The organism is Coprococcus sp. RTP21281st1_F1_RTP21281_210402 (assembly GCF_040915325.1).
Lineage (GTDB): Bacteria > Bacillota > Clostridia > Lachnospirales > Lachnospiraceae > Coprococcus > Coprococcus aceti.
The window spans coordinates 41,769-55,351 of sequence record NZ_JBCPDQ010000005.1 but is presented as its reverse complement, the minus strand read 5'-3'; the positions used below and the strand labels follow the sequence as shown (position 1 = coordinate 55,351).

The 13,583-nt window shown below is 44.3% G+C and carries 12 protein-coding genes; 3 read left to right on the top strand and 9 right to left on the bottom strand.

What is annotated here, in order from left to right; translation table 11 throughout:
* Positions 1 to 9 precede the first annotated feature (9 nt).
* Both AB5150_RS08155 and AB5150_RS08150 read right to left on the bottom strand, forming a co-directional pair.
* The gene (locus AB5150_RS08155; protein ID WP_015533296.1) at positions 10 to 951 is read right to left on the bottom strand and encodes a carbohydrate ABC transporter permease; all 942 of its coding nucleotides are present in this window, start codon (positions 949 to 951) and stop codon (positions 10 to 12) included.
* Between the two features lie 114 nt (positions 952 to 1,065).
* Entirely contained in the window at positions 1,066 to 2,493 is a 1,428-nt protein-coding gene (locus tag AB5150_RS08150; RefSeq protein WP_368291637.1) for an ABC transporter substrate-binding protein, read from the bottom strand.
* Between the two features lie 558 nt (positions 2,494 to 3,051).
* Between AB5150_RS08150 and AB5150_RS08145 the strand changes: the two genes are divergently transcribed.
* Entirely contained in the window at positions 3,052 to 3,939 is an 888-nt protein-coding gene (locus AB5150_RS08145) for a hypothetical protein (protein ID WP_022216609.1), read from the top strand.
* Positions 3,940 to 4,021: 82 nt separating this feature from the next.
* On the opposite strand, the gene AB5150_RS08140 is transcribed toward AB5150_RS08145, so the two are convergent.
* On the bottom strand, positions 4,022 to 5,647 hold the full coding sequence (locus AB5150_RS08140; protein WP_368291635.1) for an ABC-F family ATP-binding cassette domain-containing protein: 1,626 nt from the start codon (positions 5,645 to 5,647) through the stop codon (positions 4,022 to 4,024).
* 181 nt (positions 5,648 to 5,828) lie between these two features.
* Complete coding sequence (locus AB5150_RS08135) at positions 5,829 to 6,011, bottom strand: hypothetical protein (protein WP_015533298.1); 183 nt, start codon at positions 6,009 to 6,011, stop codon at positions 5,829 to 5,831.
* Positions 6,012 to 6,196: 185 nt separating this feature from the next.
* On the opposite strand from AB5150_RS08135, the gene AB5150_RS08130 reads away from it, so the two are divergent.
* Both AB5150_RS08130 and AB5150_RS08125 read left to right on the top strand, forming a co-directional pair.
* Positions 6,197 to 7,483, top strand: coding sequence for an HlyC/CorC family transporter (locus tag AB5150_RS08130; protein ID WP_055143832.1), 1,287 nt, complete (start codon positions 6,197 to 6,199; stop codon positions 7,481 to 7,483).
* A gap of 484 nt (positions 7,484 to 7,967) precedes the next feature.
* Positions 7,968 to 8,669, top strand: coding sequence for a DUF1836 domain-containing protein (locus tag AB5150_RS08125; protein WP_055143830.1), 702 nt, complete (start codon positions 7,968 to 7,970; stop codon positions 8,667 to 8,669).
* A gap of 112 nt (positions 8,670 to 8,781) precedes the next feature.
* Here the strand turns inward: AB5150_RS08125 and AB5150_RS08120 are convergent, their stop codons facing one another.
* The 5 genes from AB5150_RS08120 to AB5150_RS08100 form a co-directional block, all read right to left on the bottom strand.
* Complete coding sequence (locus tag AB5150_RS08120; RefSeq protein WP_015533300.1) at positions 8,782 to 9,111, bottom strand: YerC/YecD family TrpR-related protein; 330 nt, start codon at positions 9,109 to 9,111, stop codon at positions 8,782 to 8,784.
* Positions 9,112 to 9,178: 67 nt separating this feature from the next.
* Entirely contained in the window at positions 9,179 to 10,678 is a 1,500-nt protein-coding gene (locus AB5150_RS08115) for an alpha-amylase (RefSeq protein ID WP_015533301.1), read from the bottom strand.
* A 216-nt stretch (positions 10,679 to 10,894) separates the two neighbouring features.
* Positions 10,895 to 12,112 (bottom strand): LL-diaminopimelate aminotransferase, encoded by a 1,218-nt coding sequence (locus AB5150_RS08110; RefSeq protein WP_022216612.1) that lies wholly within the window; start codon positions 12,110 to 12,112, stop codon positions 10,895 to 10,897.
* A 10-nt stretch (positions 12,113 to 12,122) separates the two neighbouring features.
* Positions 12,123 to 12,923 (bottom strand): diaminopimelate epimerase, encoded by an 801-nt coding sequence (gene dapF, locus AB5150_RS08105; protein ID WP_055143828.1) that lies wholly within the window; start codon positions 12,921 to 12,923, stop codon positions 12,123 to 12,125.
* A gap of 25 nt (positions 12,924 to 12,948) precedes the next feature.
* Positions 12,949 to 13,500, bottom strand: a complete 552-nt coding sequence (locus AB5150_RS08100) for an ANTAR domain-containing response regulator (protein WP_022216613.1) — start codon at positions 13,498 to 13,500, stop codon at positions 12,949 to 12,951.
* Positions 13,501 to 13,583 lie beyond the last annotated feature (83 nt).

Here is a 13,583-nt window from a genome sequence, read left to right as displayed (position 1 = left end):
TTTGTTCACCTACTTTCCTTGTTTTTCTGTTTTCTCTGATGTCAGCTTGTAGAACAGTAAGCTTATAATCAATGTGAATGCGAAAAGCATTACTGAGTAAGCTGCAGCTTTACCATAATCCTGTGTAGGACCTGCACTTACGTACTTCTTGATAAGCATAACTACTGTTGTTGTAGAATTGACATCCGATCCACCTACTCTTACAACCGGGTTACCTTCGTTGAAGAGCTGTGGAATATCGTACATCTGCAGACCACCGATAGCTGATGTTACAAGTGTGTACTGTAAGATCGGCTTGAGCAGTGGAAGTGTTATCTTAAAGAACTGCTGCTTTGATGTAGCACCATCAACACTGGCTGCCTCGTAAAGTGATGGATTGATACCGAGAATACCTGCACAAAGGACGATCATTGTATTACCATACCACATCCAGAACTGGATAAAAGCAATGATTATAAGTGATGCCCAGCCGTGATTCAGGATACCACCCTCATCACACCATCCCCAACTTCTGAACAGGCTCGTGATAGGTCCCTGAACCTCGAACATACCGTAGAAGAGAACGGCGATTGTAGCTGCTGTAATGATGTTAGGCATGTACATGATTACCTTGAATACACCCTGACCCTTTATCTTAACCTTGATGTCTGTGAACCAGGCAGCAAGAACAAGTGCGAGAAGGATCTGAGGTACGAAGTTTACCAACCACAGAACAACTGTTATAGCAAGTGCCTGCCAGAACTCACTTCCGGTCTTTGCAAACACATAATTGGTAAAGTTACCGAGTCCTACGCTTGTTGTCACATATCTACCATTCTTAGCTGAGTAGATAAATGAGTTGTAGAACGTATAGATAAGTGGATACAGCTGAAAGATAAGGAAAACAAGGAAGAACGGAATGAGGAACATCAAACCATACTTGCCGTATTCAACTGTCTTGTTCTTTTTCATAGTGTGATACGCCCCCTTAAAATATTGGTCTATAGTACACACGCACCAGCAACTTTCATTACTGATGCGTGCATTTTGTTACTTTATAGTTTTATCCTTTATTTTAGGGATAGATTACTTTGAGATACCAAGCTCTGAAGCACACTTGTCCTCGATGTACTTAACAGCATCATCAACTGATGTGTATGTATTTGAGTTGTAAGCTGTAGCTGCCTCGTCGATGAATGCCTTGATTGAAGCATCCTGGTATGTTGTGTTGCTGAGGTTGATTCCCTCTGCTGATGCTGCCCATACCTCGATTGGGTTCTGTCCGCCAAGGAATTTCTGAGCTGCATTGTCGCTTGAAAGCTCACCATTGATAAGTCTCTCGTTAGCTGCCTTGTTGTTTACACAGTCACCTGTCTTGTTTGTGATATCAACACCAACATCTGGATCACATGTTAACTCGTAAAGAAGGAATGCACAAAGCTCTGGGTTTGGTGTATCCTTACCAACCATTACGTATGTACCGCCCCAGTGGTATGATGTAGGGCCTGTAACAGCTCCCCAGTTACCATCTACAGCGCCGTTACCCTGCATTGAACCGATGAACCAAGGACATCCGAAGTAGCAGAATACCTTTGAATCATTTGCCATATCAGCAGCCCATGATGAATCCCAAAGGGCTGTGTTGTTTGAATATCCACCATCATAGATCTTCTTACCTGTCTCAAGGTACTCTGTAACTGCACCGTCAAGTGTAAGCTTCTCTGATGAACCGTCATCTGTTACCCAAGGCTGTGACTGAGTATCCCAGATAGCGTACTTAACATCTGAAGGACCAGATACGATCTTGTATCCAGCATCCTTTAACTTGTCTGCTGTCTCGAAGAACTTGTCCCAATCAGCAAGAGCTGCCTGAACTGTCTCAGGATCATCTGATCCAAGAACTTCCTTAGCAATGTCTCTTCTGTAGAATACAGAACCTGCTGTAGCCTGCCATGTAACAGCCTTAAGCTCGCCGTTGTATGTGCCATACTGCTTAGCGAAGTCATATGAGTTAGCCATAACATCATCTGTGAAACCAAGATCTGTAAGGTTAGCTGTCTTTGTGTCATCCTCTGACCAGTACTTAGCTACATCGTTATCAGCAGGGATAAGTGAAGGATACTTATCTCCACTTGTAAGAGCTGTATCAATAGCTGTCTTGTACTCATCTGTTGTTCCACCAACACCAAGTGTTACGAACTCAACATAGTCCTTGTACTCTGGGAACTTGTCAAGAACGACGTTCATCTTCTTTGAGAAATCCTCATCCCATGAGTAAGCGTAGATCTTCTTGCTGTCATCCCAGCCATCTGTGCTAGGTGCTGCAATTGCTCCTGTTGCTGAAGCATCTGCCTCTGTTGCCTCTGTAGCATCATCTGATGCTGCCTCTGTTGCCTCTGTCTTAGCCTCTGTTGTTGCCTCTGTTGTAGCATCATCATTTCCGCCACATGCAACGAGTGATAATCCCATTGCCATAGCTAATGAAAGTGCTAACGCCTTTTTGATTTTTCTCACAAAAAAACCCTCCTTTTAAATATGTGTGCTATTCCAATGCTATGCTCTAAAATCACCTTATCGAGCATATCCGGAATGCCGTGTCATGCTTTTTCATGACCTCTGTTGTGATTTTATTGACAACGTCCTTGTCAACATAGGCTTATTATAGGGCATATTATCTAATTTGGCAACCCCTTTTTTGAGTTTTTTTATCTTTTTTGCACATTCGCCTTTTTTTAAGCTAAAAAAATAACTAATTAAACTTTATCTATAAGGCGTGTATTTTATCATTTTTGTCAAATAGCCTATTTTTCGTACATTCCATGCGCCTTTCCGGCTAATATGGCAACTGTACTTTATATATAGAAAACAGCTTATTTACAAGGTTTTCTTTTAGTCATTATGTATAGTGCATGCAAAACCGATCTGTTTTATTGTGCAATTTTAAATTTTAGACTTTTTTCACTATTGGAGGGGTTCTGTTCTCCTCTTCTATATGTTAGTATACTATTATTAAATATATTTGACGCGGAAGACCGGACGCCCTCCGGCTCTTTTCGTGCAGAGGAGTTTTGAATGAGCAAAAAAGATAATACACAGGAAGAGGTGCTGGAAAGCACACAGAAGGATGCCCCGGATGACATTTTGATCCAGCCAAGGGGTGTCAAGCGTGAGGTGGCCGACGGTTTCTCAGATCCTAGATCTGCAGCGCCCAAAGCGGACCTTGCGACCGAAAACAGTCTTGAGCTTCACGCCATGACGAGATCAGAGCGCCGCAGATACAGACGGGCACAAAAAAAGGCTGAGACAGCGGACATGACACGCTCACAGCGTTTTCATTATTTTATAGACTGCAACAAATGGAAGATCATAGGAATACTGATGATCGTAGTGTCACTGGCCTGGATCTCACTGGCGGTATATTCCAATACCCGGCCGACGGTATTTGCATATGCGGTGGTCAACAGTCCTGATCCATGGAGCGTGGACACATCCGTTATAGACGACTATAAGAGCTACTATAATTATAAGGACTCGGACAAGATCAAATATATGCAGAACCTGCATTACGATCCGACTACATTTGACGCTGACTACGATGCAAATGGAACGGAATACTCTTCCTTCCCGCTGCTGTGCGAGGACAATGTATATGATGTGCTGATATCCGACAAGGCCGGAGTTGAGTGCTGCAGTTGGATAAATCTGATACATCCGCTTGATACATATGATGGCACTCTCAAAACTCTCTTCGAGGGAGAGCTCAAGGATCGTGTAGTAACGGCGCAGGATTCCGCAAATCACACTTCCGCATACGCAATAAACATCAGCGGAACGGATTTTGCCAACCGCATGAACCTGGGATACAACGATGTGTATCTCTCATTCCCGGGCAACAGCGAGGAGAATGTTGACCACATTATCAAGCTGTTGAATTACATTTTTGATCTTGGTATAGAATAAGAAAAAATGGCTGTGACATATTGTTGTGTCACAGCCATTTTTTCTGTCATGATCTGTATTCAGGTGATCATATATCAATATATCAGTCCTCTGAATCCATGTTCATGACCTGTCTCTTTCTGGCAAGCTCGTCATTTGCAAGATACTCATCGTATGTTGTCTGCTTGTCTATGAGACCTGTATTTGTAATCTCTATGATTCTGTTTGCAGTTGTCTGTACAAACTGGTGATCCTGTGAGGAGAACAGTACTACACCAGGGAACTTGATAAGTCCGTTATTGAGTGCCGTGATGGACTCCATATCGAGGTGGTTTGTAGGCTCATCGAGAATCAGGGTGTTTGAACCCATGATCATCAGCTTGGACAGAAGACATCTTACCTTCTCTCCTCCAGATAGGACCTTGACCTTCTTAACTCCATCCTCACCTGCAAAGAGCATTCTTCCGAGGAAGCCTCTTACATATGTGGCATCCTTCTCGTCTGAATACTGTGTCAGCCAGTCAACTATCACGAGGTCGTTGTCGAACTCCTTGGTGTTGTCCTTAGGGAAATATCCCTGTGAGGTAGTAACTCCCCACTTATAGCTTCCCTCGTCCGGTTCCTCCTCGCCTGCAAGTATCTTGAAGAGCATGGTGGTTGACTTGGTGTTCGGTCCGACAAATGCTATCTTGTCGTCATGACCAACCGTGAACGAGATATCATCCAGAAGCTTTTCTCCGTCAACCGTCTTGGAGATATGTGATACGGTAAGCACCTCGTTACCGATGTCTCTCTTTGGTCTGAAATCAATGTATGGATATTTTCTGCTTGATGGCTTGATGTCATCCAGCTCGATCTTCTCAAGGGCACGCTTACGGGATGTAGCCTGCTTGGACTTGGAAGCATTTGCCGAGAATCTCTGAATGAACTCCTGGAGCTCTTTGATCTTCTCTTCCTTCTTCTTGTTGGCTTCCTTCATCTGCTTGATCATAAGCTGACTTGACTCGTACCAGAAGTCATAGTTACCTGCGTAAAGCTGGATCTTGCTGTAATCTATATCTGCTATATGGGTACATACCTTGTTCAGGAAATATCTGTCATGCGATACAACGATAACCGTGTTCTCAAAGTTGATGAGAAATTCCTCAAGCCATGCGATGGCATCCATATCAAGGTGGTTTGTAGGCTCATCCAGAAGAAGTACATCCGGATTGCCAAAAAGGGCCTGGGCAAGAAGCACCTTGACCTTGAGTCCACCATCCAGTTCCTTCATCAGGCTGTAGTGATACTCTGTGCCTACTCCAAGTCCGTTCAGGAGTGTGGAAGCATCTGACTCTGCCTCCCAGCCGTTCATCTCAGCAAATTCAGCCTCAAGCTCTGCAGCCTTGACTCCATCCTCGTCTGAGAAGTCCTCCTTCATATATATAGCATCTTTTTCCTTCATTATCTCATACAGACGCTTGTTACCCATGATTACTGTGTCAAGCACCTGGTACTCATCGTATTTGTAGTGATCCTGCTGGAGAACTGAAAGTCTCTCTCCATCATTCATTGTCACATCACCCTTTGACGGCTCTATCTCTCCTGACAGGATCTTCAGGAAAGTTGACTTGCCGGCACCATTTGCACCGATCAGTCCATAACAGTTACCCTCTGTAAATTTGATATTTACATCCTCAAATAAAGCCTTCTTACCAAATCTCAATGTTACGTTATTCGCACTAATCATCGACGTATATACCTTTCACTATTTACTCTGTCTGCACACGCAGACGTCTCCATTTTCAGTGATTAAGTATATCAATACATGTCAGATGTGTCAACTTTACTTTATGTACAGAGCGGCGCTTTTCCTGCCCCGCTCCACTCTTCCATTCTGATATCCTTTACCAGAATTTTCTGGCTGCCAGCTAGAGATTCTTGACTATAGGATCATACAGATCAAGCTCACAGTACTCTGTGTCTGTAAAATGATCGCAGTTAAGACAACTCTTACCCGTCACATCGTTTGAAAGGCCCTTACAAGAACACTTCTTCTCATACGCACTGCATCTCTCTGCAACTTCTTTGTAGGTTTCTGTTGAACTTCTCATGATGTTCTCTCCTTTTTGCTATGCATTTTTCTGCTGCCTTATTATTGTGTGTCTTTTTCTGCTTTTTATTCCACATTTCATTCTTCGCTGATTCTTTGCCACATCAAGGTACGGATTCTTGACAATATGCTATATATTAAGTACAATCAGAATTAAAAATTTTTTAAATGATTGGAGATGAAATCTTGGACGCAGGTTCCATAATAAACATTATCATTCTGGTGGTGCTGATCGCACTGTCCGCATTCTTTTCTTCAGCTGAAACAGCACTCACAACGGTGAGTAAATTCTCGCTCAGGTCTCTTGCAGACAACGGCAACAAGCGGGCCTCACGGGTTCTCAAGGTCACAGAGAATTCAGGCAAGCTGATAAGCACTATTCTTATAGGAAATAACATTGTCAACATATCAGCATCTTCTCTCACGACCACATTCGTAACAAAGGCATTTGGAAGCTCTGCTGTCGGTATTGCAACCGGAGCCCTGACACTGATCGTTCTCCTCTTCGGAGAAATCACACCAAAGACCCTGGCTCAGCGTTATAACCTGAAGATATCGCTGTTATACATTGACATAATCCAGTTCCTTATGATAGTGCTCACACCTGTGATATTCATAGTGAATAAGATCGCTGATTTTATATTCTGGATCATAAGGCTCGACAAGGACGGCGGGAACCAGAAGATGACCGAGGATGAACTCATAAGCATGGTGAACGTCAGTGAGGAGGAAGGCGTCATCGAGGACAAAGAGAAGGAAATGATAACCAATGTGGTGGACTTCGGAGATTCCATTGCAAGGGATGTCATGATCCCAAGAGCAGATATGACCATCGCCTCTGTTGATATGGCTTATGATGATCTGCTGAAGCTCTACATGGAAGTACCGTATACGAGAATTCCTGTATATGAGGACTCCAGAGATAACGTGATCGGTATCCTTCATGTTAAGGATCTCTTCTTCTACAAGGCAACCCATGATATCAATAATTTCAGCGTTCGTAACATCATGAGAAAGCCACTGTATGTATATGAATATCAGAAGACCAATGATCTTCTGCACTCCATGAAGTCGGATTCCAATACCATGGCCATAGTGCTCGATGAGTACGGAATCTGCATAGGACTTATTACCATTGAGGATCTCATTGAGGAAATCATCGGAGACATCAAGGATGAGTACGACACGGAGGAACACAACAACATCATCAAGGTCGACGACACCCACTACAACGTCGATGGCTCCATCAAGCTGGATGATCTGAATGATGCACTGAATCTAAAGATAGAATCAGAGGACTACGACTCCCTCGGCGGTTACATAACCGAGCTGCTGGATCACATTCCAGCCAAGGGCGAGTCCGTCACCGACATCTCATGCATCTACAAGGTACTTGAGATGGACAAAAAGCGAGTCGCCAGAGTGCTTATCACGCTGGCTCCGCAGGAGCCAGGCGACGCCGATGGCGAGTAAGTCAGCGCCGGGTGGCGGGGTTATGCGCAAACAGACATTTTCGTTGAAAAAGATACAATTTTGTTATATTTCTCGAAGGAATTTACGAAAAGCACACAGGCTTGCAAAAGCTTGTGTGCTTTTCTCTTTTTTCGGCTCAAAAAGATACAATCGTCAAACTTGCAGCCAGCTAGCGTCCTGAGCATTCTCTTTCCTCTTGATTTTTTAACAAATTAATACGTTTTATAGTAAAACAACCTTGTAATGTAGTTTTGAATACTATATAATATGTCGTGTTGATTCAAAATAAACTGTTTATATGCGGTATTACACACTGCATAAACAACACATACTGCACAAAACAGCACATGCTGCGTAAACAATGCATACTGCATACACAGCACGTACAACTGTTGGAATATGTCAATTTGTGAACGGTATTTATGAACAGCTTTTTCGCACAGCAGTTCCTGTGCGTGCTCCAACTAATATAAGAGGTGTCTATATGGATAAAAAGACAAATATTAAAGACATAATATCAATGGCCGGTGGCCTTGATTATATAAACCCTAAGGATATTCCTTCCATTGACCTGTACATGGATCAGTTGACCACCTTCATGGAGGATCAGCTTGGAAAGAACAGGCGCAATGACGAGGACAAGGTGATGACCAAGACCATGATCAACAACTACACAAAGAACAATCTTCTGCCATCGCCTAACAAGAAGAGATATTCTAAGCAGCACCTTATACTGCTCATTTATATATACTACCTGAAGAACATGCTCAGCATCAACGATATACAGACTCTGCTTGAGCCTCTTATAGATGGTTATTTTGATTCCAACAAGGACGGAAAGGATATTTCTGATATATACGCCCACTTGTATGAGCATCTATCCCAGCATTACGGTGACATCATCAAGGATATCGTGAGAACAGCCAACAAGGCTGATGCCATGTACGATCCTGAGAAGGACTCCTATCTCCACGATCTCAGCATGATCTCACTTCTCTCAGTTGATATATATGCCAAGAAGAAATATGTGGAGCATCTGGTAGACAAGCTCAGACAGGAATCTGAGGAAGATGCCAAGGCGAAGGCTAAAGCCCAGGCACAGAAAGCCAGAGAGCAGGCAGCAGCCAAAGCCGCAAAGGCTAAGCAGCCACAGGCAAACGCCGCAGCCGAGGGCAAGAAAAAATAGTCAGCTTACGCACAACCAACAAGTATTGCGACCAGATTTCACAGGACTCCAGCCTGTAACACAAATAAAACCCCTGAACGATAAAATGTAATCGTTCAGGGGTTTTGTCTGACTACTTGTCGGTTTTCTCGTTGCTCTGCTTGTCATTCTGCTGGAAGCTCTTCATTCTTGAAAATACAAGCTCATATCCGTCCTTGCCATAATTCAGGGATCTGTTGACCCTGCTTATCGTGGCTGTGGATGCTCCGGTCTTCTCCGCAACCTCCAGATATGTGTTGTCTTCCTTCAGCATCTTGGCCACTGCAAAACGCTGTGCTATAGATAACAGTTCATTCACCGTGCATACATCCTCAAAGAAATTAAAGCACTCCTCTTCTGTCTCCAATGTAAGTATTGCCTCAAACAGATCCTGTACTGCCTCTGTATGTACTGTTTTTCCCATGTCTAAGCTCCTTTTTGACTTTCACGACTTTAGCGTGATAAAGTAATATATACTATATACCACTTTCTTATAATTTGCAATCTTTTTTGATCCAGACTGAAAGGCCTCTTCTGTTGACATAGAACTCGCCACAGCCCTCGTCATCTATCTTGATGTCATACTTGGCATTACCCATGACATCTGCAAAATGTGCTCCCGCAAACTGTCTGCCCACATACATTCTCTTGGTGCCGCCCATTCCATCGGACATGACAACCGCAAGTCCTGAATCCTTGTGCTCCTCGTCGCCCTCTCTGGTCCATCCAACAACCTCGCTGTGATCAAAGTAGTCGTGCTGAGTTCCATATGCATATTTCTTTCTGAGCTTGAGCAGCTTATTCAGTATCGTCTTCTTCGACTTTACCTTAACCTGTGGTATTCCCGCATAGTCGCCGATATACAGGCACGGATAGCCCTGCTCTCTGAGCAGTATGACCGCATACGCCAGAGGCTTGAACCAATCCTCAACGTACGATTCCAGAACTCCTCCGACCTGGGATTCGTGGTTATCTACAAATGTAACAGCCTTCTCCGGATTGCTCATCATAAGTGAACCCTTAAGCAGATCTGCCATGTTATACTCTCCATCTGCCACAGATGCATCGTGGAAATTGAAGTGCAATGGCACATCGAACATGGATGCCTCATTGTCTGTGGCCTTGATATAGCCATTCAGATATTCTGTATTCCAGTGCCAGAAATCACCGACAGCAAATATGTCCTTATGTACATATTCCGGAGCCTCATCTGCGCCCTTCTTTTTAGCGGCTACAGGGACATCAGATGTCGCTTCAATAAAATCCTTCACAAACCATGCAGGGATAGCCTCCGCCTCCTGGAATCTGAATCCGTCCACATCAGTGGTCTTCTCGTACCACTGAGCCCACGCCATGAGCTCGTCATACACTTCCTGATTGTAGAAATCAATCTCGCTTCCAATTATATAATCATACTTGGAATATTCCTTGTCCGCCTCGTCATAATCCTTGCCCTCAAGAGCGCACACACGCTTCTTGAATTCTTCCTGCTTCCAGTCTATTCCCGCAAAATGCTTCCAGTTCCACTTGAACTTGGAATACTTTGACTTTCTTCCAGGGAATGTAAACTTTGAAAGTGCTCCCACAGTCTTCTTATTGCCGATCATCTGTGGAATATCTTTGGTGTTGAAATCGGCTGCTGTAACCTTCTCTATCCTGTCAGCGCCGAGCTTCTGTCTGACCGCAATGTCCGCATAGACATTTATCCCCTGATCCTTCATAGCCTTTATAGCAGCTATATACTCATCCTTAGTTCCATATCTGGTTCCAACTGAACCCTTCTGGTCAAACTCTCCCAGATCATACAGATCGTACGGAGCATACCCCATATCTTCTTTGCCCTGTGCTCCCTTTGTAGCAGGCGGAAACCATACAGCCGTAGCCCCCATCTTCTTCAGAACCGCAGCGTCCTCTGCTGCCTTTTTCCATAAATCCTGGCTGTCGGTCGTATTCGCTGTAAAATACTGTACCAAAAGTCCGTTATCCTTCATCTCAATACCTCCGTTATTGGCTTTTAATCACCCTTATAAGTCATTATATCAAATCTGAATATATGAGTAAAGACCGACAAATAACAAAAAACATGCCCGCAGACTCCCCTTACCGGAGTGCCTGCAGGCATGCCAAAGACACTATGTACTGTAACGTATATATATCGGATCACACACGCTGATCCATGCATGTATACACCACAGCTTATAGCTGTATTACATATTCTTGATTCTCTCTATAGCCTCAACTGTATTCTCATAAGTTCCGAATGCAGTAAGTCTGAAATATCCCTCACCGCTTGGTCCGAAGCCTGAACCTGGGGTTCCGACTACATTTGCATTCTCAAGCAGATAATCGAAGAAATCCCATGATGACATGTTGTTCGGTGTCTTAAGCCAGATGTATGGCGCATTTACACCGCCTGATACAGTGTAGCCTGCATCCTTGAGTCCCTGTGAGATAACCTTTGCGTTGTTCATGTAGTATGCGATCTGAGCCTTTGTCTGAGCCTTGCCCTCGTCTGAGTACACTGCGTCTCCTGCTGCCTGAACAATGTATGGAGCACCATTGAACTTTGTTCCATGTCTTCTTGCCCACAGGCTGTGCATTGACACGCCATCTGCGTCCTTCAGATCCTTTGGAACTACAGCATAGCCAAGACGTGTTCCTGTGAATCCTGCGTTCTTAGAAAAGCTCTTGAGCTCGATAGCACATGTCTTTGCGCCCTCGCACTCATATATTGTATGAGGAACATCCTCCTCGCTGATATATGCCTCGTATGCAGCATCGTAGATGATGACTGCTCCGACCTTATTTGCGTAATCTACCCACTCCTGAAGCTGATCCTTCTTGATTGTTGCTCCTGTAGGGTTGTTTGGGAAACACAGATATATGATGTCAGGTGTCTCCTTTGGAAGCTCTGGCGCAAAGTTATTGTCCGCAAGACATGGCATGTAAATTACATCGCTCCACAACTCTGTGTTCTTGTCGTATGTTCCTGTTCTTCCTGCCATTACATTTGAATCAACATATACAGGGTATACAGGATCACATACTGCGATCTTGCTGTCTGCTGTAAATATCTCCTGGATATTTGCTGAGTCACTCTTTGCCCCGTCGCTGACAAATATCTCATCAGCAGATATGTCCACGCCTCTGTCAGCATAGTCGTTCTTTGCTATGGTGTTTCTGAGGAACTCATAGCCGAGATCAGGAGCATATCCCTTGAATGTCTCCGCAACTGCCATCTCGTCTACAGCCTTGTGAAGGCGCTCTATGATAGCCGGTGCAAGTGGCTGAGTCACATCACCGATACTGAGTCTTATAACCTTCTTGTCAGGGTGTGCTGCGCTGTACTCTCTCTGCTTTCTTCCAACTGTTGAGAAGAGATAACTTCCCGGAAGCTTTAAATAATTTTCATTTGCCTTAAACATATCTTTCCTCCTAATATATATCAGTCCAGCCTTCAAATACTTCCCTTGCCGGTCCTGTCATGTACATAGTTTCATTCTGCCTGTCGTAATCAATATCCAAAGTTCCTCCGAGCAATGAGACCTTTACCGAATCTCTCGTCCTGCCGGCAGCTATCCCCGCCGCCACAGCCGCACACGCGCCTGTACCGCACGCAAATGTCTCGCCGGAGCCGCGCTCCCACACTCGCATCCTCATATGATCTTCGTCAACGATCTGGACAAATTCTACATTTGTCCTGTTCGGGAACATGGGATGCACTTCCATCTCAGGCCCCAGAGTCTCCATCTGGCAGACATATATATCATCCACCCACACAACCGCATGGGGATTGCCCATGGATACCCGGACAAAATCCACGGTTTCATCAGGCAGAACAGCCATCTCGACAGCCGCACCTATATCCGGTCTGCCCATATCCACACATACCGCAACCACTCTTCCATCCTGCAGAATACATCTGAGCCGTTTTATACCCGCCTGTGTCTCCACAGTAAATTCCGTCTTCTCCGTCATTCCATGGTCGTATACATACTTGCCAAGGCATCTTATGCCATTTCCACACATCTCTGCCCTGCTGCCATCCGCATTGTATATATCCATATTAAAATCAGCCCTGGCCGAAGGTCCTATAAGTATCAGTCCGTCGCCCCCAATGCCCCTGTGCCTGTCACTGACAAGCCTGGCTAAGATCTCCGGATCATATACCTTTTCTCTGAAGCAGTTCACGTACACGTAGTCATTTCCAAGTCCTTCCATCTTCGTGAATCGCAATAGAAAGCCTCCCTCTTGATCTGTTTTAAAAACAATCTGAATTATCCAGTATCATATATGCCATCTCGACTATATTTATACCGTTATCCATGCTCTTCTTTTGCAGATATCTGTGAGCGCCCTGTTCATCATACTCAAAGTCGTGCATAAGCTTGAGTTTTGCCGCCTTGATGACCTTCTTCTCTTCCTTGGTTCTCTCCTTCGGCCTGGACTTTCTCTTTTTTCTCTCCCACAGAAGATTCTCTATTGTGAGACTTACGGTATTCACAAAGTCCATGGACTTTATCGGCATAGACAGACATACCACGCCGCTGTCCCGGACTTCCTCATAATTCTTCTTACTGCTGAGCACGATCATGTCAAAATATTTCGGAATATAATTCTCAAGATCTGAATACATCATATCCAGGAATTTATATCCACATATTATGACTCCATCGTCACACGCATCCGCAGCCTGCGCCGCCTGGGCTCCGGTTGTACACACCTTTGTAACACTTATACCATTGCGAATGAGCAGGTTTTTTATACTCTTTGCTTCCTCTATTTTCGGAAAAACTATTATAACATTTACCAAATCAAAGCCCTCTCAATCGTGTATGTATAGCTATTATCAAATATATAGGTAAGCAGACCTTTCGCTCCGCTTACCTATACTAC

Bases quoted from the DNA above. Each gene is read 5' to 3' on its own strand.
- AB5150_RS08110 (WP_022216612.1), bottom strand. From the start codon at position 12,112: ATGTTTAAGGCAAATGAAAATTATTTAAAGCTTCCGGGAAGTTATCTC.
- AB5150_RS08135 (WP_015533298.1), bottom strand. From the start codon at position 6,011: ATGAGAAGTTCAACAGAAACCTACAAAGAAGTTGCAGAGAGATGCAGT.
- AB5150_RS08145 (WP_022216609.1), top strand. From the start codon at position 3,052: ATGAGCAAAAAAGATAATACACAGGAAGAGGTGCTGGAAAGCACACAG.
- AB5150_RS08125 (WP_055143830.1), top strand. From the start codon at position 7,968: ATGGATAAAAAGACAAATATTAAAGACATAATATCAATGGCCGGTGGC.
- AB5150_RS08155 (WP_015533296.1), bottom strand. From the start codon at position 951: ATGAAAAAGAACAAGACAGTTGAATACGGCAAGTATGGTTTGATGTTC.
- AB5150_RS08140 (WP_368291635.1), bottom strand. From the start codon at position 5,647: ATGATTAGTGCGAATAACGTAACATTGAGATTTGGTAAGAAGGCTTTA.
- AB5150_RS08120 (WP_015533300.1), bottom strand. From the start codon at position 9,111: ATGGGAAAAACAGTACATACAGAGGCAGTACAGGATCTGTTTGAGGCA.
- AB5150_RS08115 (WP_015533301.1), bottom strand. From the start codon at position 10,678: ATGAAGGATAACGGACTTTTGGTACAGTATTTTACAGCGAATACGACC.